The following is a 22,611-nucleotide window of genomic DNA, read 5'->3' on the forward strand; positions in this document are numbered from 1 at the left end:
CCTACCCGGTGCGGACCAGCGCGACCGCGAAGCAGACCTGACCGGGTGACGTCGGCGCGGTCCGGGTTGGAACCGTCGAGGCCGGGTATTCCGGGCTGCGGGTGCGACATCGCGGTGACGAGGTCGGGCCGCTGTCGCACGGCTTCTACACCAGCGGTCAGCTCTTCCTGGAGGAGTACTACACCCTCGGCGTGATCGGGAAGGCCGGGCTCGGCACCCCGCACATGGACGGCAACACCCGCCTGTGCACGGCGACCGCGGCCGCCGCCATGAAGGAGAGCTTCGGTTCCGACGGGCAGCCGGGCTGCTACGCCGACGTGGAGGCGTGCGACGCGCTGTTCCTGTTCGGGCACAACATGGCCGAGACCCAGACCGTGCTCTGGTCGCGGGTGCTCGACCGCGTCGAGGGACCGGACACACCGGTGCTCGTCGCGGTCGACCCCCGGCGCACGGAGGTCGCCAGGACGGCCGTGCGCACCGGCGGGGTGCACCTGGCTCCGCTGCCCGGCACCAACGTGGCTCTGGTGAACGGCCTGCTGCACGAGGTCATCGCGCGCGGCTGGGTCGACCGCGACTACGTCGACGCGCACACGACCGGGTTCGACGAGCTGGCGGCGACCGTCGAGCCGTACACGCCGGAGCACGTGGCCGAGGTGTGCGGGGTGGACGTCGCCGACGTGCGGCGGGCGGCCGAGGTCTTCGGGACGTCGGACCGGGTGCTGTCCACGGTGTTGCAGGGGTTCTACCAGTCCCACCAGGCCACCGCGGCGGCGTGCCAGGTCAACAACCTGCACCTGCTGCGCGGGATGATCGGCGGTCCGGGCGGCGGCGTGCTCCAGATGAACGGGCAGCCGACCGCGCGGAACACCCGCGAGAGCGGGGCGAACGGCGACCTGCCGGGGTTCCGCAACTGGGACAACCCCGACCACGTCGCGGAGCTGGCCGCGCTGTGGAACGTCGACCCGATGACCATCCCGCACTGGGCGCCGCCGACGCACGCCATGCAGTTGTGGCGGTACGCCGAGCAGGGTTCCGTCCGGCTGCTGTGGATCTCCGCGACCAACCCCGCGGTCTCGTTGCCGGACCTGGCCCGCGTCCGCCGGGTCCTGGGCGACGAGGACCTGTTGGTCGTGGTGCAGGACGGGTTCCTCACCGAGACCGCGCGCCTCGCCGACGTCGTGCTGCCCGCCGCGATGTGGGGCGAGAAGCAGGGGACCTTCACCAACGCGACCCGCGTCGTGCACCTGTCCGACCAGGCCGTCGACCCGCCCGGCGAGGCGCGGTCGGACCTGGACATCTTCCTGGACTACGCGCGGCGGATGGACTTCCGGGACCGCGACGGCGCGCCGCTGATCCACTGGAACGACCCGGAGTCCGCGTTCCGCGCGTGGCAGGAGTGCAGCCGCGGCCGACCGTGCGACTACACCGGTCTGTCCTATGAGGACCTGCGGGCCAGGGGCGGGATCCCTTGGCCGGTCACGGAAGACCGCCCGGACGGCACCGAGCGGCTCTACACCGACGGTGTCTTCCGCACCGATCCCGACGACTGCGAGGACTACGGGCACGACCTGCTGACCGGCGGGCAGGTCGCGCCCGAGGCCTACCGCGCGGCGAACCCCGCAGGCCGGGCGTTCCTCAAGGCTGCGGCGCACACCCCGCCACCGGAACGGCCGAGCGACGACTACCCGTTCCTCGCCACGACCGGCCGCACGGTCCACCAGTTCCACACGCGGACGAAGACCGGCCGGTCGCCGAGGCTCGACCGGGCCGCGCCCCGGCCGTGGGTGGAGGTCTCCGCGGAGGACGCCGCGCGGCTCGACGTCGCCGAGGGCGACGTGGTGCGCGTCGAGTCACCGCGGGGAGCCGTGGTCGTGCCCGTGCGCGTCGGCACCGTATGGGCGGGTGTGGTGTTCCTGCCGTTCCACTACGGGGACCTCGGCGGTGACGACCCGACCGCGGCCAACGAGCTGACCGTCACCGAGTGGGACCCGGTGTCCAAGCAGCCGATGTTCAAGCTCGCCGCCGTGCGAATCACCAAGGAGTGACCGTGCACCTCGCGACCTACGTCGGACTGCTGCACCACGCCGAGCGGACGCTGGCCGACGCGTTCCGCCAGGTCGGCGAGGGCCACGGCGACGAACCGGACGTCCGGTCGACCTGCGTGGTCCTCGCCGGGGCGTGCGACGACCACGTGGAGCGCCTGGCGCCGGTGGTGAACCGCTACGGCGAGCACGCCGAGACCGAGCCGGAACGGCTGCGCGTCACCGCGCTGGAGGGCACCCGGTCCGGGGCCGTCGGGCTGCTGCGCGACCTCCAGGACCTGTACGCGCTGGCGTCGTTCGTGGACATCACCTGGACCGTGGTCGCCCAGGCCGCGCGGGGGCTGCGCGACAGCGACCTGCTGGACGTCGTGGAGTCGTGCGAACGGGACACCGACCGGCAGTTGACGTGGCTGCGGACGCGGGTGAAGCAGAGCGCGCCGCAGGCGCTGATCGCGGCGAGGTGAGGCACTAGCACCCGCGGGTGGTGATCCGCGTGGCCAGTCGTCGCAGGGTGGCTCGGACCTCGCCGCTCATCCGGGCCTGGTCGAGGGCGTGCAGGGCGCTCGCCGTCAGGACGGCGATCTGCTCCTCCACGACGCGCACGGCGCCGAGGTCGTGCAGCAGGTCGCGGACGGTGGCGAGCGCGCTGTCGGTGTGGTGCCACCCCTCCAGGCAGGAGCGGAGTTCGTGCACCGCGTCGAGGCGGCCCGATGCGCGGGCCAGGCCGATCGCGATGGCCATCAGCGGGGTGCGCTTGCCCTCCCGCAGGTCGTCGCCGACGGGTTTGCCGGTGGCGGCGCTGTCGCCGAAGACGCCGAGCAGGTCGTCGCGGAGCTGGAACGCCACGCCGAGGTCGCGGCCGAACTCGCGCAGCGAGTTCACCAGATCGGGTGGGGCGTCGGCCAGTGCCGCGCCGAGGTGCAGGGGGCGTTCCACGGTGTACGCGGCGGTCTTGTACCGCGCCACGCGCAGCACCCGTTCCAGCGACTCCTCACGGCGGGCCCCGGCGAGCAGGTCGAGGTGCTGGCCCGCCATCATCTCGGTGCGCATGGCCTGCCAGGGCACCCAGGCCCGCGCCAGCGCGGGCCCGTCGAGCCCCGCCGTGACGAGCGCGTCGTCGGCCCAGGCCAGCGCGAGGTCGCCCACGAGCACCGCGGCGGAGTCGCCGTAGCGCCTGCTCTCCCCCGCCCAGCGCTCCCGCTGGTGGCGGGTCGCGAACACGACGTGCGCGGCGGGAGCGCCCCGCCGGGTCGTGGACCGGTCCATCACGTCGTCGTGCACCAAAGCGCAGGCCTGCAACAACTCCAGCGCGATCAGCGCCCGCACGGTCGTCGCGGCGCGCGGACCGTCGGCGGCACCGCCCGCGGACCGCCAGCCCCACCAGGCGAACGTCGGCCGGACGCGCTTGCCGCCGCGCAGCACCAGACCGCTGAGCTCCTCGACCAGTTCCGGCGCCAGGTGGGCGTGCGGCTGGGTCCGCAGGAAGCGCTCCAACTCCGACCGCAGCGAGACGAGGGCGCCGACGTCGTCCACGAGCGCGGACGGGGGGTCCGCGCGAGCGGCGGGTACCGGCGACATCAGCGCCTCCTGCGTATTCGAGGGGTGGCGTGTTCGAGCAAAGCAGTGCGGCACCGGATCCGCACGACGAACTCCGCCCGTTCTGCGGGGACACGCCGCGCGACCTAGCGTCGAACCGACACCTGCGGAAGGACTCGCCCCACCATGTCGGTAGACCGGGAACTCGACGCCGCGGGGATCACCGATCCAGGGCTGCGGCTCGCCTACGCCCGCTGCCGCGCGCTCAACGCCGAGCACGGGCGCACCTACTACCTCGCCACCCGGCTGCTCCGGCGCGAGCAGCGGCCCGCGATCCACGCGCTGTACGGGTTCGCGCGGTGGGCGGACGACATCGTGGACGAGGTCCACGACGGCCGGTCGGCCGAGCAGCGCGCGGCGGAGCTGTCCGGCGTGGAGCGGCGCCTGTTCGCCGGGCTGGAGGCGGGGAGCAGCGACGACCCGGTGATCGCCGCCGTGGTGGACACCGCGCGGCGCTACGACATCGACCACCGCCACTTCGTCGACTTCACCGCGTCCATGCGGATGGACCTCACGGTCACCGAGTACCCGACCCACGCCGACCTCGCCCGCTACGTGCGCGGTTCCGCGGCCGTCATCGGCTTGCAGGTGCTGCCGGTGCTGGGCACCAGCGTCCCGCGCGAGGAGGCCGAGCCCGCCGCGGCGGCGCTGGGCGTGGCGTTCCAGATGACGAACTTCCTGCGCGACGTCGGCGAGGACCTCGACCGCGGGCGCGTGTACCTGCCGCTGGACGAACTGGCGGCGTTCGGCGTCGACCGGCCGCTGCTGGAGCACGCCCGCAGGACGGGGCGCGCCGATCAGCGCGTCCGCCGCGCGCTGGCCCACCAGGTCGCCAGGACGAGGGCGGTGTACCGCGAGGCCGAGCCGGGCATCGCCATGCTGGCTCCCCGGTCGAGGCCGTGCGTGGACACGGCGTTCCGGCTGTACCGCCGAATCCTGGACCTGATCGAGGAAGCCGACCACGACGTGCTGTCCGGGCGGGTCGTGGTGTCCGGTGGTCGCCGGTTGGCGATAGCCCTGCCCGCGCTGGCCAAGTCCGTCCTGGTCCGGTCGGCGTGAGAATCCCGCTGCGCGTGTTCCGCAGCCCGCCGTGGCCCGAGCAGGAGCCGACGTGGCGGGCGGCGAAACCCGCCCTGATCGAGGCCGCGCTCGAACGCGCGCTGGCCCGGCCGTCGGGCAACTGGTTCGTCCTCGGCTCCAGCCGGGAGGTGACGGCGGGAAAACCGTTCGGCCGCACCGTTTCCGGGCGCGAGGTCGTCGCCTGGCGCGGTACGGGCGGTGAGCTGCTGGCCGGACCGGGGGCGTGCCCGCACCTGGGCGCCCCGCTGCGCGACGGGGCCGTGCACCGCGGCGAGGTCGTGTGCCGGTGGCACGGCCTGTCGCTCGGCGGTGGGAAGTTCGGCGGCTGGAGCCCCTACCCGGCGCACGACGACGGCGTGCTGGCGTGGGTGCGGCTGGACGAGGTCGGCGGTGAGGAACCGCTGCCGGAACCCGTGCTGCCGGCCCGCCCACCCGCGGACGCGGTCGCCGCCGTCGCGACCGTGATCGGGCGCTGTGAACCGGACGACGTGGTGGCCAACCGGCTCGACCCGTGGCACGGCGCGTGGTTCCACCCGTACTCGTTCGCGAACCTCGACGTCCTGGAAACGCCGACCGAGCGGGACGACAGGTTCCTGGTGGAGGTGACGTTCCGGCTCGCGGGCCGCGTCGGGGTGCCGGTGATGGCCGCGTTCACCTGCCCGGAACCGCGCACGATCGTGATGCACATCGTCGAGGGCGAAGGCGAGGGCAGCGTGGTGGAAACCCACGCCACCCCGCTGGGGCTCGGTCCGGACGGCGCCGCGCGCACCGCCGTGGTCGAGGCGACGATCGCCCACTCACGGCGGCGCGGCTTCGCCGTGGCCCGGTCGACCGCGCCCGCACTGCGGCCGGTGATGCGCTGGGCCGCGAAGCGGTTGTGGCGCGACGACATGGCCTACGCCGAGCGCCGTTACGCGTTGCGCTCCGCGGGCCGCCTACCCGGCTGACACCGGCACGGGGTCGCGACCCCACCGGCGGGCCGCCGCCCGCAGCAGCGGACCGCGCCCGGACGTCGGGACCGTCCACAACGGAGTGCCCGCCACGCCCCACCGCCCGAGCAGGTGGTTCGCCGCGCTGAACCCCGTCGTCGCGGCGCGTTCCATCAGCGCGACCGGCAGGTCGACGCGGACCAGGTCCCCGGCGAGCACGAGGAGGTCGTCGGGGGTGTGCACGGTCGGGCGGGTGGCGAAGCCGCCGGGCGGGAACAGCGGGCAGTCCGCCCGCAGCTCGTGGCGCTCGTCCACGACCCGCGCGCCCCTGGTCTCCGGGTAGACCACGTGGAGCTGGTCGAGCAGCCGGGCGCGGGCCGTGCCCTCGTCGAGGTCGGCGGGCAGCGCGTACCCGTGCAGTTCCACCACCGACCCACCGGTGCGCGCCGCCCAGGCGCGGGCCTCGTGCTCGTAGTGGTTCAGCACGGACACGTTGTCGAGCAGGTCGTACCCGGTGGTGCCGATGAATCCCGGCCGGTCGGCGCGCACCGGCCGGTCCAGCCAGTAGCGCGACACCAGGAACGGCGGCGTGGTCTCCAGCGCCGCGATCCCCGCCCGCCAGCCGCGCGTGCCCAGCTCCGGCGAGGCGGCGACGATCCGGCGCAGCCCCGGCACGTCCGCGGCGAGGACGACCGCGTCCACCTCGACCGACTCCCCCGGCACCCGGACGCTGAAACGCCTGCCGCGCCCCGGTTCCACGGCCTCCACGGGCGTGCCGGTGCGCACCTCGGCACCCAGCGAGCCCAGGTGGCGGCCCAGCGGGTCCCACAGCGCGTGCGGGAACGGGTCGGCGGCCACGTCGAACAGCAGGCCCTCGCGGGACCCGAGGAAGTAGATGTGGAACATCGTCGCCAGCTCGGCGGCCGACATCCGGGTCGGGTGGGCGAAGAAGCTGCGGGAGAACACCTCGAACGCCAGCGCGTGCGCCGCGCGCGGGAACCGCACGTGCCCGAGGTACGTCGCGGCGTCGATGCCGTCCAGCTCGTCGTAGGTGCGCGGCACCGACACGTCCAGCAGCCGCAGGGCCGCGCGGGTGTTCACCGACGGCAGGTCGCGCCACGCGAAAGCGGGGCTGCGCCAGAGGAACGCGGTCGCGTTCCACGGCACGGCGCGGGGGAGCCCGGCGAACCCCTCGCGCTGGCCGCTCGCGTGCCACAGCGGGTAGTCGGGCAGGCCGACCAGCGCGGTGCCGGCCGGGTCGACCCTGCTCAGCAGCGACCGCAGGTTGTAGTACTGGCGGAAGAACGCGTGGAACCCGCGGGTCATCGTGGCCCGGCTGCCGTCGGCCAGCTCCGTCGTCCACCCGCCCACGCGACCGCCGAGGTAGTGCTCGCGCTCGAACAGCACGACCTCCGCGCCGCGCTCGGCCAGGATCGTCGCGGCGGCCAGGCCCGCGATGCCGCCGCCCACCACGCCGATCACCGGCGCGTCCCGCTCGAAGGCGGATCGGCCCGTCGGGCCGGGAACGCGCACTGCCTTGCGGTCGCGGGTGGTCACGACCCCTCCCTCGACGGTCGGCGGGTCCGCTCCCAGAGCAGCAGGGTCAGGGTGACCATGGAGAACCCGAACAGGAAGTCCTCGACCGGGATGTCCCACGGCGCCCGGACACCGCTGATCGCCCAGTCGGCGTACCGCACGACCGGGGCGTGCAGCTTGGTCAGCCACCCGTCCACCGCGACCTGGAACGCGAACACGATCGCCATGGTCGTCCAGTAGGCCTTGCGGCGGAACAACCCCGTGCGCAGCACCAGCAGTTCCACGAGAACGGTCAGGACCGCGGCGACCGCGGCCGCCACCAGGTACTCCCCGTCCACACGCGCCCTCTCACCGTCGATCGGCCACACCGGACCGGGTCAGCGCCGTGACGGCCTCGTAGGTCAGCACGGCGCAGATCGGGATCACCAGGAAGAACAGCAGCTCCTCCAGCGGCAGCGCGCCGGGGAGCCGCACACCCGTGACGAACTCCGGGTTGTAGTCCCAGTGGCGCCTGGTGATCGCCGCGACGTCCCACGCCGTGAACACGGCCGCCACCGGGAGGACCGCTCGCGCCAGCCGCGCGGGACGGCGGTACACCCCGCTCCCGCGGAACTCCAGCGGCGCGGTCACCAGGAGGCAGGCGAGCAGCAGGACCAGGTACTCCCAACGACCGACCACCGCACCTCCGAGGTTGTCCTCACCGTAGGGCGGCGTGCGGTCGCCCGCACGGCGGGCGCGGTCAGGGCGGTGCGGACCGGCCTGCGGGCAGCACCGCGATGACCAGGCCCGAGAGGGCCGTGCGGGCGTAGGCCAGGCCTTCCGGTGTGGGCAGGCCGAACAGCAGCGGTGAGGTGAAGTCGAGGAGCAGCCTGCCGTAGACGAGCGCGAGTGCGACGCCGTACAGCCGGGCGAGGCCGTGCTGACGGCACAGCGCGACACCGATCACCCCGGTGCACACCTGCAACATCTGCGCCCCGACGGGCAGCGGCAGGAGGTGCGCCGTGCCCGCGACGAACTGCCACAGCCCGGCGATCAGCGTGAGCACCTGGACCCTGGTGAACCCCTGCCGCTCCGACGAGGTGCTCACGCGGGCGCTCCGCCGCCTGGTCACGCACCCCCCTGTCCCGCGGACCGTGAGAACACCCCGTGAACGTCCCACACCGACCCGAACGCCGGCAATGGACTCGACGGCCGGACGCCTGATCCCTCGACCAGGTGACGCGTCGGGTTGGGGCGCGGGTGTGGGGGTACCTGTCCCCGACGAGCACCGGAGGAGTTGACCCGAGGATGACCGACAAGCCGATCGACCACCCCGGCACGACCGACGCCATGCGCACCCGGCCCGACCACGGCGAGGCCAGTTACCAGGGGTCCGGGCGCCTGCGGGACCGCAGGGCGGTGATCACCGGTGGTGATTCCGGGATCGGTCGGGCGGTGGCCGTCGCGTTCGCCCGTGAAGGGGCCGACGTGCTGATCACCTACCTGGACGCGGAGGAGGACGACGCGCGGGAGACCGTTCGGCTGGTCGAGGAGGCGGGGCGCAAGGCCGTCGCGGTGGCCGCCGACCTCACCGACGAGTCGCGCTGCGGGGAGGTCGTCGCCCGCGCCGTGGCGGAGTTCGGCGGGATCGACCTGCTGGTGAGCAACGCCGCCTACCAGATGTCCCAGGACGGCGGGATCCTCGACGTCACCACCGAGCAGTTCGACCGCGTGCTCAAGACCAACGTCTACGCCATGTTCTGGCTGTGCAAGGCGGCCGTGCCCCACCTGGGGCCGGGATCGGCCATCATCACGACCTCGTCGATCCAGGGCTTCCAACCCTCGCCGGAACTGCTGGACTACGCCACGTCCAAGGCCGCGATCGTCAACTTCACCAAGGGCCTGGCCGCGAACCTGGTCGACCGCGGGATCAGGGTGAACTCGGTCGCGCCCGGTCCGGTGTGGACACCCCTCATCCCCGCCACCATGCCCGCGGACCAGGTCGAGTCGTTCGGCGAGCAGTCGCCCATGGGCCGGGCCGCCCAGCCCGCCGAACTGGCGCCGCTCTACGTGTTCCTGGCCTCGTCGGAGTCCAGCTACATCACCGGGGAGATCGTCGGCGTCACCGGCGGTTCCCCGATCACCTGATCACACCTGGTCGACGGGCACGCCGGGGGTCGTCCGCGAAGCACGTGGTTGACAGCGCCCGCGCGTGCCACAGGATGTGGGGTGTGCCCCCGCCTCCGCCCGCCCCGACGCAGCGCCTCGCCCGTGAGTTCGAGCGGAGCACCCGGTTGTGCGCCCAGGCCGCGGTGGTGTGGCGGCACGCGGCCGAGGCTCGCGAGCTGGCGGAGGAACTGGTGGGGCTGGCTCGGCGGCGGCGGGCTTCCTAGGTCGCGCCGAACGGGTCCGTGGTGCTCTCGACCAGCTCCTTGAACCGCTCCAGGTCGGACCTGAGCCGTTGGTCCAGCACCCCCGAGGCCGCGCAGACCTGCTCCCAGATCCCCTCCGGCTCGACCTCCGTCCGCACCCGCACCCTGGTGGTGCGGTCGTCGACGCGGTACAGCGCCACCGCGCCCGCCCGGTCGGCCCCGGACGTGGAGCGCCAGGCGATCAGCTCGTCCGGCCGCTGGTCGGTGACCTCGACGTCGAACTCGCGCCGGACGCCACCGAAGAGCGTCGTCCAGCGGACGCGGGTCCCGTCCCCCCGCCGGACGCGCACCACCCCGGACATGAACCGGGGGTAGGCCTCGAACAGCGCCCACTGGCCGTACACGACGGACACCGGGACGAACACGTCGATCGACTGCTCGCAGGTTCGCACACGCATCACCTCGACCGGCGAGTACCCGCGTCCACCGGCTTCACACGGCGAAGACCGGGACGGGTGACCGTCCACACGGGATTCACCCGATCGGGCTGTCCGACCGGCCGACGTCCCGCCGCCACGCGCTGAAGGACCGCAGCGTGAACGTTCCCGGCCGGGCCAGCCAGGGCCACGGGTGCACCTCCACCGGCCGCGCGAGGCGAGCGAGCCGGTGCCAGCCGGGGACCGGCGTCCACGTCGCCGCGAGCGGGAGGTCGGCCAGTTCCACCTCCGGACGGCCGAGGCGCACCTCCAGCGGCCGGGTCGTCGCCAGCTCGCCGAGGGTTTGCGCGAGGAACACCAGCCTGGTGCCTGCCAGGCGCAGCCGCGCCAGCAGCGGCTCGTCGAACACGAACACCGCGGGCCGGTCCGGCACGGCGGCCAGTGCCGGGTCGCGGTCGCCCAGCGACTCCGCGGTCAGCCACACCACCTCACCGCCGCCGCCCTCCACCCGCGCGGGCCCGGCCGGGATGGGCGCGCGCCCCAGGTCGGGCCCGTCCACCGGCGCGCCCGGTCTTGCGTCCGGCCACGACTCGACCGGGCAGTTCTCGGCCAACGCGCAGGACTCGCACAACGACGGCGCGCGCCTGCGGACCTGCCACCGGCTGAAGCCGTACGGCTTGTCGCTGCCCGTACCGACCGTCCACTGCCAGCCGAGCCGGTTCGCCGCACGGGAGCCGTCCACCAGGTGCGCGAACATCTCGTCCTCCCCCGCGGCCCAGTTCGCGCCCGCGCGCACGGCCCACTGCGAGGCCAGCCACATCCGCGTCTGGTTGACCAGCCACCCGTCCTCGCGCAGCTCGGCCACGACCGCGGCCAGGCACGCCATGTCCTGCCGCCACGGCTCCCCAGACCAGGCGGTCCCGGTGCTCGGCTGGCGGTGGCGCAGCGGCCGGGCCGTCTTCCCGCCGAGTCGGGAGTAGAGGTGGCGGGCGTACTCCTGCCACAGCAGCTCGTCGCGGTACTTCACCCGGTCCCGCTCGGGCGCCCCGGCCACCGCCGACCACACCTCGGGCAACGCGACCAGCCCGTGCCGGATGTACGGCGACATCCTGCTGGCGCCGCGCGCGGAACGGGGCAGCACGGCGCTGCGGGTGCTCGCGTACCCGGTCACGTCGAGTCCGGCGAGCGCGGCGTCCGCGGCCTCCTGGCCCCCGAGGAACGTCGACGCGGTGACCCGCGGTTCACGGGTCAGGCCGCCCAGGTGCCGTCGCACCCAGTCGACGGCGCCCGGCTGGTCGGCGGGGGGAACGGGCAGCAGCGGCACGTCGACCAGTCTGCGCGGACGGCACCGGTCCCGCCGGATCGGCCGCCGCGGGAACGAAGTGGTCACGACAGGTTTGAGCGGCGACCGCGGAGCCGATCACGGGGACGCACCAGTCGTTCCGACGATCGTGGAGTGGGCCAATGCTGTGGGACACGCTCTGGCAGTACATGCCGCTGGTCGTGCTCGCGCTGAGCGCGACGACCTGGATGGTCCGCGACCTCGTCCAGTCGACGAGGACCGCGCGGCGCTCGAAGACGGGCTGATCACCCGGCCGTGGGGCTGGTCCCCGGCCGTCGTGCGGGCGGGCAGGACGCGTCCTAACGTCGACCCGTGACCGCGCTGCTGCTGTTCGGCGACCAGTTGGGCCCGCACTTCAGAGCCGAGCACCCCGGCGAGGTCCTGCTCGTCGAGTCCGCCGCGGCGTTGCGGCGCAAGCCGTACCACCGGCAGAAGCTGCACCTCGTGCTGTCCGGGATCAGGCACCTCGCCGCCGAACTGGGTGACCGCGCGACCCTGGTCCGCGCCGAGACGTACGCGGACGCCGTTCGCGAGTTCGGTCGGCCCCTGGTCGCCTACCAGCCGGGTTCCCGCGCCGCGGCGGCGCTCCTGCGGCGGCTCGGTGTCGAGGTGCTGCCCACGCCCGCGTTCGCGTTGCCGCGCCAGGAGTTCACCGACTGGGCGGGGGACCGCACGACGTTCCTCATGGAGGACTTCTACCGCGAGCAGCGCCGCCGGTTCGGCGTGCTGCTCGACGGTGGCGACCCGGCGGGCGGCCGGTGGAACCACGACGCGGCCAACCGCGAGCCGCCACCGCGGACGAGCAGGCTGGACGTGCCGCGACCGTGGTGGCCGCAGGAGGACGCCATCGACGCCGCGGTGCGCGCGGACCTGGACGCGATGGACCTGCCGACCGTCGGCGTCGACGGGCCGCGCTGGTTCGCGATCACCCGCGAGGAGGCGCTGGCCGCCTTGGACGTCTTCGTGCGGGACCGCTTGCCGCACTTCGGTCCGCACGAGGACGCCGTCCTCACCCGTGATCCGACGATGGCCCACTCCCTGCTGTCCGTCCCGCTCAACCACGGCCTGCTGCACCCGCTGGAGGTCGTGCGCGCCGCCGAACGCGCCTACCGCGCGGGTGACGCGCCGCTGGCGAGCGTCGAGGGGTTCGTGCGGCAGGTGCTGGGGTGGCGCGAGTACGTCTGGCACCTCTACTGGCACCTCGGTCCGGAGTACGCGCGCCACAACGAGTTCCGCGCCACGGCCCCGCTGCCGGACTGGTGGAGGACCCTGCGGCCGGGTGGTGTGCGGGCCGCCTGCGTGCGGACGGCGCTGGAGGGCGTCCGCGACCACGGGTGGGTGCACCACATCCAGCGGCTGATGGTCCTCGGCAACCACGCCCTGCAACGCGGCTACGACCCGGCCGCGCTCAACGACTGGTTCGTCACGTCCTTCGTGGACGGCTTCCCGTGGGTCATGCCGGTGAACGTGGTGGGCATGAGCCAGCACGCCGACGGCGGTGTCATCGCGACCAAGCCGTACCTGAGCGGCGGCGCCTACCTGAACAGGATGACCGACCACTGCCGCGACTGCTGGTTCGACCCGAGGAAGCGGACCGGTGAACGGGCGTGCCCGTTCACCGCGGGCTACTGGGCGTGGCTCGACCGGCACGCCGCACGGCTGCGCGGCAACCACCGGATGGCCCGCCCCGTGCAGGGGCTCCAGCGCCTGACCGACCTCGCGGAGGTCCGCGCCCGCGAACCGCACCGCGACGTCTTCTAGCCCCCGGTCACACCTCGACCGGAACGGCGTCCGCCCGTGCCGTGCCACGCGGTACCGGCGACGGGGAGAAGCGGAGTCCGGGGAGGTTCCGGCGGCGGATCATGATCTCGGCGATGACGATGTTCGGCAGCCAGCACAGGAAGGGGACGGCGGCGTACGCGTCGGTCATGAGCTGGTCCACCTCCGCGTTCGGGCCACCGAAGCCGACCACCAACTGGAAGATGATCAGCACGCCGAGCCACAGCCGCAACGTGACAGCGGCGAACGTGAGCGCGAAGCTGCGGATCATCCACGCCTGGTGGCTGGCGACGTCGTGCTCGCGAATGGCGCGATACCCGCGCCACGTGGTCCAGCCCCAGAGCACGGACAGCGTGCCGAAGCCGAAGAAGCCGACGAACGCCGCGGAGTTGAAGGCGGCCATCACCAGGCCGGACACCGACGCGAACGCGATCGACACCACGTAGGTGCGGCCGATCCAGCGGTGCACGGCCCGGTAGCGGCGGCGGATCACCTTGGCGAACTGGAAAGGCCCGACGACGAGGGAGATACCCGCGGAGACGACGTGGACGTAGAACGCGATCTGCACGAAGAAGGGCCTGCTCGCGTAGGTGGGCGCGAGGCCGACGCCCTGCTCGCCGAGTTCCGCGAGGCTGCCGGTCGCGTACTGGCCGACGAAGTAGCCGGAGATCGCCAGGCAGAGCAGCGTGACCACGGTCCAGCTTATGGGAGAACTGCGGCGGGACCGTTTCCGGGCCGCGGTCGAGGATGAAGTCGGCGCGGTCATCTCGATGGACCTGCTTTCTGTTGTTCACCGCCGGAAAAGGGCAGCACGAATAGGCGGGAATTCCTCGGGGAACACCCGGCTCCAGTGGCAGCGCAAAGGGGTACAGCGGCGGTCGAAATCGATCTGGACAGTGTGAGTTTGGCGGCCGTCGAGCTCGGTTGTCAAGCGGCGGATCCGCGCGTGCCAGGATCTGACCATGGAACAGCGACCGAAGCGCGCCACCTACCACCACGGCGACCTGCGGGCCGCCCTCGTGGACGCGGGCGTGGAACTGGCGCGCGCGGGTGGGCCGACCGCGGTCGTCCTGCGGGAGGTCGCCAGGGTCGTCGGGGTGGCGCCGAACTCCGCGTACGGCCACTTCAAGACGTTGGGCGCGTTGAAGCGCGCCGTGGCCCAGAGGGCGCTCCGCGAGATGGCCGCGGTGATGATCGCCCAGCTCGACGCGTTCGAGGAGCCCGCGGACCCGGTCGAGGCCGCGAAGGCGCACCTGTGCGAGGTCGGCCGCGCCTACGTGCGGTTCGCGCTGGACGAACCCGGCCTGTTCGCCACGGCCATGGGTGGTGATCCCGCGGGCACGAAGACGCCCGGTTTCGTCGAGGACCCGGCTGATCCCACCTACGAGGACCGGCCGAAACCCGACTCGGTCGTCCTGGGGGCGCTGCACCGCCTGACCGAGGTGGGCTGCCTGGCGCCGGGCCGGGTCGAGGCCGCGGTGATGGCCTGCTGGGCGACCGTCCACGGCCTGGCGGGCATCCTGCTCACCCTCCAGCCGGACCTGCCGGAGGCCGCGCGGAACGCCGCCGTCGACTCGTCCCTCGAGGTGCTGGTGCTGGGGCTCACGTCACTGGACCGGCAACCGTAGGACGATCGCGCGTTACCTCCCCACGGGCGATTGCACTCGATCGTGGCGAACAACAACGCGAATGCCGAAAAAGCACACTGGTTCACGCAGTCCACGGGTTTTGGACCACTCCCGCAGCCTATGGACCACCCACGACCACCGGGGCTCTAATTCCCTACGGAACAACCGCAGGGAAAGGATCTCCCATGATTCGCAGAATTGTCGTGGCGGTCGCCGCGGCGGCCCTGGTCGTCATCACCCCGTCCACGGCCTCGGCGCGGCAGGCGCTGACCATCCCCCCGGCCGACTGCGCGGGGATCCGCGCCGCGCTGCCGATCGCGGGTGACGGCAACTACCTGCTCAACACCGGCACCCACCTCGTCCCCGTGTACTGCCACGACATGGCGGGCACACCACGCGAGTACGTCACGCTCGGCGCCGCGAACTTCTCGCAGTACACCGCGGGCGGCGCCGCGCCGGGGACGAGCGTGCGCACCACGTTCACGCGCGTGCGCCTCGACCCGGCGACCCTGGTCGTCGACATCAACGACCTCACGTTCGCCACGTCCACCGGCTCGCTCACCCAGGGCGGCACGGTCGTCGTCTCGATGCCCTACGCGGTCGCCATGTCCTGCAACTCCAGCGCCAGCGGTGTCGCCAGGGTGGACCTCACCGGCACCGCGTTCGTCCTGTCCGACACCTTCCAGGTCGGCGGGTTCAACGCGTCCGGCTCCGCGACCACCAGCCCCGACAACCGCGCCGCCGACGTGACCGGCGGTGGTTACTGCGGCTGGACGACCTCGGCCCCCTACATCTACAACCCGACCAACCCGAGCGGCCCGGACTTCCACCTCGACCTCGCGTGCGGCCCCTACAACCTGATCGACGTCGTCCTCAACCGGGCCTGCGTGACCCTGTAACCCGGTCCGACGCCCTCCCCAGGCCCTGGGGGTGCTGCCGTCACGTCCTGGCGGAGATCCTGGCCAGGCGATCGGGGTTGGTCCACCGCACGTCGGTCGCCCACCCCAGCCTCTCGAAGATCCGGATGACCCCCGCCGAGAGGTCGACCTGGCCGCGCAGCACACCGTGCCGCGCGCAGGTCGGGTCGGCGTGGTGGGAGTTGTGCCAGGACTCCCCCATCGACAGGATCGCCAGCGGCCAGAAGTTCGCCGCCCTGTCGCGCGAGGCGAACGGCCTGCTGCCGATCAGGTGGCAGATCGAGTTGATCGACCAGGTCACGTGGTGCAGCAACGACACCCGCACGAGGCTCGCCCAGAAGAACGCGGTCAGCGCGCCCCACCAGGACCACGAGATCAGGCCACCGAGCACCGGCGGCAGACCGAGGCTCAACCCGAGCCACAGCGCGGAGAGCCGGTCCACGGCGCGGATGTCCTCGTCCGCCAGCAGGTCGGGGGCGAACCGCTCGGCGTTCGTGCTGACGCGCTCGAACAACCAGCCCATGTGCGCGTGCCAGAAGCCCTTGGCCAGTCCGGCGGGTCCGGTGCCGTGGGCCCACGGCGAGTGCGGATCGCCTTCGCGGTCGGAGAACGCGTGGTGCCTGCGGTGGTCGGCGACCCACGCGATCACCGGTCCCTGCGCGGCCATGCCGCCCGCGATGGCCAACGCGACGCGCAGGCCCCGGTTCGCCTTGAACGCGCGGTGGGTGAAGTAGCGGTGGTAGCCGACCGTCACGCCGAGGCACGCGATCACGTAGAACACCAGTGCCAGCACCAGGTCGGTCCACCCCAGCCCCCACCCCCAGGCGATCGGGACCGCCGCGATCAGCGCGGCGAACGGGATGAGGACGAAGGTCTTGACCAGGACCTGCTCGCCGGTGGACCGGCCGGGCAGGACCATCGGCTGCCGGGGCGCGCCGGTTGTCGTGGGAGTGACCATCGATGACCGTCCAATCAGGACGGAGTTCGCACTGCTCCGCCTCGGTGTCGTGGGGGGAGGTGTCCGCGGCACCCGTCCCGAACGGTACCCACGGCACCGGAGCGCGGGCTGAATTCGAGGGGAACACCAAACGCCTACTCGCCGTCGACGCATTGCGTCTCGTTTGGCCCGCGCACCGTCTCGCCTGACCCACACCCTGCGGCATCGCCCAGTCCGATAACCGTCGAACTGCGGGCTGCCGTGGCGCGCCGATGTCCGATAGTGGACATTTCCGCGGCCTCGCTCACCGGATGCGGAAATCCACGAACCTCATTCACCCGTTGGACGGAGAAAGGCGTCGGATGCCCGAGCGGGCAGACCGGTGCGTCTATCCGACTTCGCGACCGACGCACGGGAAGTGGCAAAGAACGGGCATCGCGAAGAGGGGTTCTATATCGGTTCAGAAGCCGGGGCGCAACCCGGTGACCAAAAACATCAGACAGGGTTAAGGAAGTATCACTCACATAACTCGTCACGACCTCGACCAACTGAGACGACCTGCCAGGAGGCTGGGCAGCCCCTTGCTGACGCTGATCCAGTTCACCTGGGAGAACACCGACTGACGAAATGAGATGGATAAGAAACCTTCTTTTCGGTGGATTTTTCCCTACTCGAATAGACCAGTGCTCGGAACTCTGCGTCATGACGTTCCGCCGAACGGGAGTGGCGACCATTTCGCCACCGCATCGCAACCCTGTGGCAACTGTGAATTTTTCCGAGACACCCCTAGGTTCACCGGTGCCCTATTGAACTGGCCGGCACGGACACCCACGATGGTCCGTATTAGTCGCGCCGGTACTCGGCGCAACAGGGAGAGAGGCACTCTATGGCGCGTGCGCGAGATGTCAGTTCACCGGACACGCGAATCCGTTTCGGCATATTCGGCCCGACGGAAGCTTTTCTGGACGACGTGGAGATACCGGTACCTGCCGCTCAGCAACGCACGATCCTGGCCGGTCTGCTGCTCTACAACAACCGGGTGGTCTCGATCGACCGGATCGCCTGGTTCCTGTGGGGTGAGGACCTGCCACCCAGCGCCGTGCCCACGATCCGGACCTACGTCATGCGCCTGCGCCGCACGCTCGGTCCGCGGGTGGCGGAGCGGATCACCACCAGGGCGCCGGGTTACATGATGAGCGTCGGTCCCGGCGAGAGTGATCTGGCGACGTTCTTCGACCTGCACGGCCGGGCCGCGACGTTGGCGGCGGGCGGGCGGTTGGCGGACGCGTCGTCGGCGTTGTCCTCGGCGTTGGCGTTGTGGCGGGACGCGCCGTTGTTGGACGTGCCGTCGCCGACGTTGCAGGACATCGAGGTGCCGCCGCTGTTGGAGTTGCGGATGCAGACGTTGGAGTGGTGGATCGACCTGGAGTTGCGGTTGGGCAGGCACGCGCAGTTGGTGCCGGAGTTGTCGCACCTGGTGCGGGCGCATCCGTTGCGGGAGTCGTTGACCGCGCAGTTGATGTTGGCGTTGCACGGGGCGGGTCGGCAGTCCGACGCGTTGGCGGCGTTCCTGCACATCCGGAAGATGCTGATCGACCAGCTCGGCAGCGAGCCGGGTGAGGAGTTGCGCCACGCGCAACGGCACGTCCTGCGCACCACCACCGGTCCCGACCACACACGGGTGCCCGTGCAGGGGCCGCCGCCGGGCCGCACGTCCATCCTGGCCAACCACCTGGAGAACAGGTGGCGGCTGATCGGCTCGCCCAGCTTCGGCTGAGGGCGCGGACCACGACCACGAGAACGGTGAAGAGGACCTGGCATGAGCGTGACCAGCACGGCGGCCGGCGAGCACGCCGCCAAGCTGACGGACCTGGTCGGCGACCGGGCGGGCGAGTGGGACCGGACCGGCGTGCTGCCGGTGGACCTGCTGCGCGGGCTCGGGGCGGACGGGCTGCTGTGCGCGGAGGTGCCCATCGAGCACGGCGGTCTGGGCTGGAGCAGCACGGACAACGGCGAGTTCACCGCGCACACCGGCAGCCTGTGCGGTTCGCTGCGCAGCGTCCAGACCTCGCAGGGCATGGCCGCCTGGGCGGTCCAACGCCTCGGCGAGCCCGCCCAGCAAGCGGAGTACCTGCGTCGACTGACCGGCGGTGAGCTGGCCGCCGTCGCGTTCAGCGAGCCGCACGCGGGCAGCGACCTGGCCGCGATGTCCACCACGATCCGCCAGGACGGCGACTCGGTGGTGGTCGACGGCCACAAGGTGTGGATCACCGCGGCGTCCTACGCCGACCTGGTCGTGGTGTTCGGCCGGTACTCCGAGGGCGGCGGGGCGGCGGTCGTGGTGCCCGTCGACACCGCGGGGGTGCGGGTCGAGCGGGTCCCGGAACCACTGGGCTGCCGCGCGGCCGGGCACTCCTCGGTGGTGCTGGACTCGGTCCGGGTGCCGTCGTCGGCGGTGCTCGGCGCCGGTGCCGGGGTGGGTCTGCTGGTGGCGTCCGCGCTGGCCTACGGCCGCAAGTCGGTGGCCTGGGGCTGCGTCGGCATCCTGCGCGCCTGCCGGGACGCCGCCGCGCGGCACGCCGCCACCCGCGAGCAGTTCGGCAAGGCACTGGCCGAGCACCAGCTCGTGGCGCGGCACCTGGCGAACCTTGTCACCGGCGAGCACGTCGCGACCCTGTTGTGCGAGCACGCGAGCCGAGCCTGGGACAGCGGGTCCCCGGACTCGGTGATCTCCACCCTGCTGGCCAAGAACGAGTGCGCGCGGCTCGCCGCCGAGGGCTCGGCGGCGGCGGTGCAGGTGCTCGCGTCCGCGGGCGCGCGGGACGGGCACGTAGTGGCCCGCGCCTACCGGGACGCGAAGCTGATGGAGATCATCGAGGGCAGCACCGAGATGTGCCAGGTGCTGCTGGCCGAGCACGCCGTCCGAGCGCTGGGCCCGCGCTGAGCGGGTGCAGCACGGGCCCGTGCAACCTCCGATGATCTTGAGGCGTCTCCCCCGGTGTCAGCAGAACTCGACCATGGGGGATACATGCGCAAGATGATGGCGGCCGTCCTGACGGCCGCGGCGTTGGTCGGTCTCGCGGGCACGGCGTCCGCTCAGGCGGAGTACCCGTGGCCGCCCGCGGACATCACGCCGGTCCACAAGACCAAGGCGGAGTTGCAGGAGCAGGCGGACCGGTTCACCGCCCACGAACTGGAGAGCTTCCCGCGGATCTTCCCCGGCGCGCAGGACATCACGGCCTGGACGTGGGGCCACGAGGCCGCGGGCTTGTTCGACGACATGCAGTACATGAACAACGCGGTCAAGTTCACCTACCAGGGCAGGCGGGTCACCGTGTACCCGCAGATCCACGCACCGGGCCACTACCCCATCACGCCGAAGCAGCTCTGCGAGCGGGACAAGTGCACCGGTGAGCGCCGCGACCACCGGGGCGGCATCGTCGTCTTCACCGAGCTGGACGAGTTCGGCATCAGGGTGGCGACGAACTTCCGGCCGAACGGCGAGGTGGTCTGGGCCCAGGGGACGACCGCCGACGAGCCCGCCCAGTTGGCGGCGGTGGCCGTCGACCGCGCCTACACGTTCACCCGGTAGCGGGTCGGGCCGTGGAGCGGCCCCGGTGTTCGGCCGGGGCCGCTCGACCTCACGTGCGGACCTTGGTCTCCAGCACCGGCGGTCGGACGGCGGCCAGCCGGTCGCGCTTGTCCTGGTCGGACACGCCGAGACCGGCCTCGGGCGCGAGGCACAGGACGCCGATCTTGCCCACGTGGCCGTTGGTCTGCACGACCCTGGCCGCCTCGCCGACGCCGTCCAGCGAGTACACCTCCGACAGCACCGGCAGCACCTGCCCGAGGTCGAACAGCCGGTTGGACTCCCACTGCTCCTGGAGGTTCGCGCCGTGGCTGCCGATCAGCCGCTTGAGCTTCATCCACAGGTAGCGGTTGTCGTACTGGTGCTGGTAGCCGGTGCTGGACCCGCAGGTGACGACCGAGCCGCCGCGGCGGGCGACGAACATCGAGATGCCGAACGTGGCCCGGCCGACGTGGTCGAACACGATGTGCGGGTCCTCGCCGGTCTCCTTGCGGATGATGGAGCCGATCCGCTTGCCCGCCTTGAGCACCGCGCCGGGATCACCGGGGTCGCCGATGCCGATCTCCGACCGGTCGATCACCACGTCGCAGCCCAGCTTGCGGACCAGGTCCGCCTTCTCGCCGGACCCGACGACGCCGACCGCGACCCCGCCGGCCTGCTTGACGAGCTGCACGCCGAACGCGCCGAGCCCGCCCGCCGCGCCCCAGACGAGCACGACATCGCCGAGCTTCATCCGGGCGCCGCGCTCGCTGATGAGCATCCGGTAGGCGGTGGCCGCGCACACCGGGGTGCTGGCGGCCTCCTCCCACGTGAGGTGCGCGGGCTTCGGGACGAGCTGGCTGGCCCGCACGACCGCGTAGTGGGCGAGACCGCCGTAGTTCGTCTCGTACCCCCACGCCCGCTGCGACGTGCCGATCATGCCGTCGTTCTGCACGGCCGGTTCCTGGTCGTCCACGTGGACCGGGGTGACGACGACGCGGTCGCCGACCTGCCAGCGCCGCACGCCCACACCCGTGCGGACGATGACCCCGGACGCGTCCGAGCCGAGCACGTGGAACGGCTGGTCGTGCCGCGTCGCCCAGCCGCCCTCGCGGCCGAAGTGCTTGAGGAACGCGAAGGTCGGCACCGGGTCGAACGTGGACGACCAGACGGTGTTGTAGTTGATGGAACTGGCCATCAGCGCGACCAGCACCTCGTCCGGCGCCAGCTCCGGCATCGGCACGTCGCCGACCCTGATGGACTTGCGGACGTCCTTGTCCTCGACGCCCTGGAACATGTCGGTGTCCTCGACGCGGGTGTGCGCGGCCCGGTAGCGCTCGGGCACCGGGTGGCCGAGCAGTTCGTCCGCGCCTGCGCCGCGCACGGCGGCCGCTGCGAGAGCATCCATGGTCTGCCTCATCTCCTCGGTCGGGTCGGGGGCGCGACTACTCCGAGCGCCTGCGGGCCACGCTGTGGACGTAGGACTCCACCGGCAGCGTCCACGCCGACGGCACGCGGCCCAGCTTCTGCATCGCCCGCACGACCGGGCTGGTCTCCATCCCGATGAAGGGGCTGCCCATCGTGGTCGCCTGCATCTGGAACGCGACGTGCCGCCGGAGCCGGGTGTTGCCCACCTCCGCGACGCGCCGGAAGTGGCTGCCCGGAGCCATCCTCTTGCGGATGCCCGCCCGGACCTGCTCGGAGATGTCCTCCTCGGACAGCCACTCGAACCCCGGCACGTCCCGCTTGAGCAGCGTGGTCACGTCGTAGCGGTGCTCGGTGAAGCCGTCGAGGTAGGAGAAGTACCCGCCCGGCTTGAGGACCCTGGCCACCTCGGCGATGAACCGCTCCGGGTGCGGGTAGTTGTGCGAGCTCTCCACGCTGATCACGACGTCGACCTCGGCGTCACCCAGCGGCAGCGCCTCGGCGTCGCCCTGGATGTAGCGCAACTGGTCGCCGCGGGAGAGCAGGGCGTTGGACCGCCGCACGGCCATCGGCGACAGCTCGACGCCGAGGAACCGGCCACCGGGTGCCGCGCGGGACAGGAAGTTCAGCCCCTCCCCCGCGCCGCTGCCGATCTCCAGCACGGTCTTGCCCGCGTAGTCGTCGAGCGCGAGCGGCAACTCCCGCAGCGCGCGGAAGTAGAGCTGCTCGGACACGCCGTCGGTGCAGAAGCCCAGGCTGCCGGGGAGGACGTCGTCGATCTCCTTCGCGAGGATCGGGTCGTCCATCCCCCAGTTCCAGATCTCGCCGCGCGCGGCCATCATCGCGGCCACGTTGTAGAGCCAGATGGAGTGGCCCTTGAACTCGTCGCTGGCCTCGGCGTCGAGCACCGCGGACTCGCTGGGACCGTTGAAGCGGCTGACGGTGTCCATGAACGCGTTGATCGCCGCCGGACCGCCGGTGGATTCCATGTGCTTTCCCCTGTCGGTTCGCTGGTGGGCACGAGTCTCACGGGGCGGCGTAGCG

23 protein-coding genes and 1 pseudogene are annotated in these 22,611 nt (G+C 72.1%); 13 read left to right on the forward strand and 11 right to left on the reverse strand.

Annotated elements, in window-relative coordinates:
- Window positions 1-98 precede the first annotated feature (98 nt).
- Together NZH93_RS42145 and NZH93_RS42150 are read left to right on the forward strand one after the other, a co-directional pair.
- Window positions 99-2,045, forward strand: a pseudogene (locus NZH93_RS42145) (molybdopterin oxidoreductase family protein); the annotation flags it as partial.
- Window positions 2,046-2,047: 2 nt separating this feature from the next.
- Window positions 2,048-2,506, forward strand: a complete 459-nt coding sequence (locus tag NZH93_RS42150) for a hypothetical protein (protein ID WP_259628942.1) — start codon at window positions 2,048-2,050, stop codon at window positions 2,504-2,506.
- A 4-nt stretch (window positions 2,507-2,510) separates the two neighbouring features.
- On the opposite strand, the gene NZH93_RS42155 is transcribed toward NZH93_RS42150, so the two are convergent.
- A complete protein-coding gene (locus tag NZH93_RS42155; protein ID WP_259628943.1) occupies window positions 2,511-3,620 on the reverse strand; it encodes a polyprenyl synthetase family protein in 1,110 nt (369 codons plus the stop codon).
- 144 nt (window positions 3,621-3,764) lie between these two features.
- Between NZH93_RS42155 and NZH93_RS42160 the strand changes: the two genes are divergently transcribed.
- A complete protein-coding gene (locus tag NZH93_RS42160; RefSeq protein ID WP_259628944.1) occupies window positions 3,765-4,697 on the forward strand; it encodes a phytoene/squalene synthase family protein in 933 nt (310 codons plus the stop codon).
- A complete protein-coding gene (locus tag NZH93_RS42165; RefSeq protein ID WP_259628945.1) occupies window positions 4,694-5,665 on the forward strand; it encodes a Rieske (2Fe-2S) protein in 972 nt (323 codons plus the stop codon). Before NZH93_RS42160 ends, NZH93_RS42165 begins: the two co-directional genes overlap by 4 nt.
- On the opposite strand, the gene NZH93_RS42170 is transcribed toward NZH93_RS42165, so the two are convergent.
- The 4 genes from NZH93_RS42170 to NZH93_RS42185 form a co-directional block, all read right to left on the reverse strand.
- Window positions 5,654-7,204: an FAD-dependent oxidoreductase gene (locus tag NZH93_RS42170; protein ID WP_372506989.1), complete on the reverse strand. Its 1,551-nt coding sequence runs from the start codon at window positions 7,202-7,204 to the stop codon at window positions 5,654-5,656. The two genes, NZH93_RS42165 and NZH93_RS42170, sit on opposite strands and share 12 nt — an antisense overlap.
- A complete protein-coding gene (locus NZH93_RS42175) occupies window positions 7,201-7,521 on the reverse strand; it encodes a lycopene cyclase domain-containing protein (protein WP_259628946.1) in 321 nt (106 codons plus the stop codon). Before NZH93_RS42175 ends, NZH93_RS42170 begins: the two co-directional genes overlap by 4 nt.
- Before the next feature lie 10 nt (window positions 7,522-7,531).
- Window positions 7,532-7,861 (reverse strand): lycopene cyclase domain-containing protein, encoded by a 330-nt coding sequence (locus NZH93_RS42180; protein ID WP_259628947.1) that lies wholly within the window; start codon window positions 7,859-7,861, stop codon window positions 7,532-7,534.
- Window positions 7,862-7,922: 61 nt separating this feature from the next.
- Complete coding sequence (locus tag NZH93_RS42185) at window positions 7,923-8,270, reverse strand: hypothetical protein (RefSeq protein ID WP_259628948.1); 348 nt, start codon at window positions 8,268-8,270, stop codon at window positions 7,923-7,925.
- Window positions 8,271-8,470: 200 nt separating this feature from the next.
- Between NZH93_RS42185 and NZH93_RS42190 the strand changes: the two genes are divergently transcribed.
- Window positions 8,471-9,310, forward strand: coding sequence for an SDR family oxidoreductase (locus tag NZH93_RS42190; RefSeq protein WP_259628949.1), 840 nt, complete (start codon window positions 8,471-8,473; stop codon window positions 9,308-9,310).
- 83 nt (window positions 9,311-9,393) lie between these two features.
- Window positions 9,394-9,555, forward strand: coding sequence for a hypothetical protein (locus NZH93_RS42195; RefSeq protein WP_259628950.1), 162 nt, complete (start codon window positions 9,394-9,396; stop codon window positions 9,553-9,555).
- Here the strand turns inward: NZH93_RS42195 and NZH93_RS42200 are convergent.
- Both NZH93_RS42200 and NZH93_RS42205 read right to left on the reverse strand, forming a co-directional pair.
- A complete protein-coding gene (locus tag NZH93_RS42200) occupies window positions 9,552-9,992 on the reverse strand; it encodes an SRPBCC family protein (RefSeq protein WP_259628951.1) in 441 nt (146 codons plus the stop codon). The genes NZH93_RS42195 and NZH93_RS42200 overlap by 4 nt on opposite strands.
- A 76-nt stretch (window positions 9,993-10,068) precedes the next feature.
- Entirely contained in the window at window positions 10,069-11,361 is a 1,293-nt protein-coding gene (locus NZH93_RS42205; protein ID WP_259628952.1) for an FAD-binding domain-containing protein, read from the reverse strand.
- 74 nt (window positions 11,362-11,435) lie between these two features.
- Here NZH93_RS42205 and NZH93_RS42210 point away from each other — a divergent pair, with 74 nt between their 5' ends.
- Window positions 11,436-11,558 (forward strand): hypothetical protein, encoded by a 123-nt coding sequence (locus NZH93_RS42210; RefSeq protein ID WP_259628953.1) that lies wholly within the window; start codon window positions 11,436-11,438, stop codon window positions 11,556-11,558.
- Between the two features lie 67 nt (window positions 11,559-11,625).
- Window positions 11,626-13,074 (forward strand): cryptochrome/photolyase family protein, encoded by a 1,449-nt coding sequence (locus tag NZH93_RS42215; protein WP_259628954.1) that lies wholly within the window; start codon window positions 11,626-11,628, stop codon window positions 13,072-13,074.
- 7 nt (window positions 13,075-13,081) lie between these two features.
- Here NZH93_RS42215 and NZH93_RS42220 read toward each other — a convergent pair whose 3' ends face one another.
- Window positions 13,082-13,786 (reverse strand): DUF2306 domain-containing protein, encoded by a 705-nt coding sequence (locus NZH93_RS42220; protein ID WP_259628955.1) that lies wholly within the window; start codon window positions 13,784-13,786, stop codon window positions 13,082-13,084.
- A 268-nt stretch (window positions 13,787-14,054) separates the two neighbouring features.
- On the opposite strand from NZH93_RS42220, the gene NZH93_RS42225 reads away from it, so the two are divergent.
- Window positions 14,055-14,720, forward strand: coding sequence for a TetR/AcrR family transcriptional regulator (locus NZH93_RS42225; RefSeq protein ID WP_259628956.1), 666 nt, complete (start codon window positions 14,055-14,057; stop codon window positions 14,718-14,720).
- Between the two features lie 185 nt (window positions 14,721-14,905).
- Window positions 14,906-15,619, forward strand: coding sequence for a GON domain-containing protein (locus NZH93_RS42230; RefSeq protein WP_259628957.1), 714 nt, complete (start codon window positions 14,906-14,908; stop codon window positions 15,617-15,619).
- A gap of 40 nt (window positions 15,620-15,659) precedes the next feature.
- Here the strand turns inward: NZH93_RS42230 and NZH93_RS42235 are convergent, their stop codons facing one another.
- The gene (locus NZH93_RS42235; protein ID WP_259628958.1) at window positions 15,660-16,595 is read right to left on the reverse strand and encodes an acyl-CoA desaturase; all 936 of its coding nucleotides are present in this window, start codon (window positions 16,593-16,595) and stop codon (window positions 15,660-15,662) included.
- A gap of 949 nt (window positions 16,596-17,544) precedes the next feature.
- Here NZH93_RS42235 and NZH93_RS42240 point away from each other — a divergent pair.
- The 3 genes from NZH93_RS42240 to NZH93_RS42250 all read left to right on the forward strand — a co-directional run bounded on the left by NZH93_RS42240 (window position 17,545) and on the right by NZH93_RS42250 (window position 20,166).
- Window positions 17,545-18,351, forward strand: a complete 807-nt coding sequence (locus NZH93_RS42240; RefSeq protein ID WP_259628959.1) for an AfsR/SARP family transcriptional regulator — start codon at window positions 17,545-17,547, stop codon at window positions 18,349-18,351.
- 42 nt (window positions 18,352-18,393) lie between these two features.
- Entirely contained in the window at window positions 18,394-19,518 is a 1,125-nt protein-coding gene (locus NZH93_RS42245) for an acyl-CoA dehydrogenase family protein (RefSeq protein ID WP_259628960.1), read from the forward strand.
- 84 nt (window positions 19,519-19,602) lie between these two features.
- Window positions 19,603-20,166 (forward strand): hypothetical protein, encoded by a 564-nt coding sequence (locus NZH93_RS42250; RefSeq protein ID WP_259628961.1) that lies wholly within the window; start codon window positions 19,603-19,605, stop codon window positions 20,164-20,166.
- Window positions 20,167-20,215: 49 nt separating this feature from the next.
- On the opposite strand, the gene ccrA is transcribed toward NZH93_RS42250, so the two are convergent.
- Complete coding sequence (gene ccrA / locus NZH93_RS42255) at window positions 20,216-21,550, reverse strand: crotonyl-CoA carboxylase/reductase (RefSeq protein ID WP_259628962.1); 1,335 nt, start codon at window positions 21,548-21,550, stop codon at window positions 20,216-20,218.
- A gap of 37 nt (window positions 21,551-21,587) precedes the next feature.
- Window positions 21,588-22,556, reverse strand: coding sequence for a class I SAM-dependent methyltransferase (locus NZH93_RS42260; protein ID WP_259628963.1), 969 nt, complete (start codon window positions 22,554-22,556; stop codon window positions 21,588-21,590).
- Window positions 22,557-22,611 lie beyond the last annotated feature (55 nt).

The sequence above is a fragment of the Umezawaea endophytica genome, from assembly GCF_025061645.1.
Lineage (GTDB): Bacteria > Actinomycetota > Actinomycetes > Mycobacteriales > Pseudonocardiaceae > Umezawaea > Umezawaea endophytica.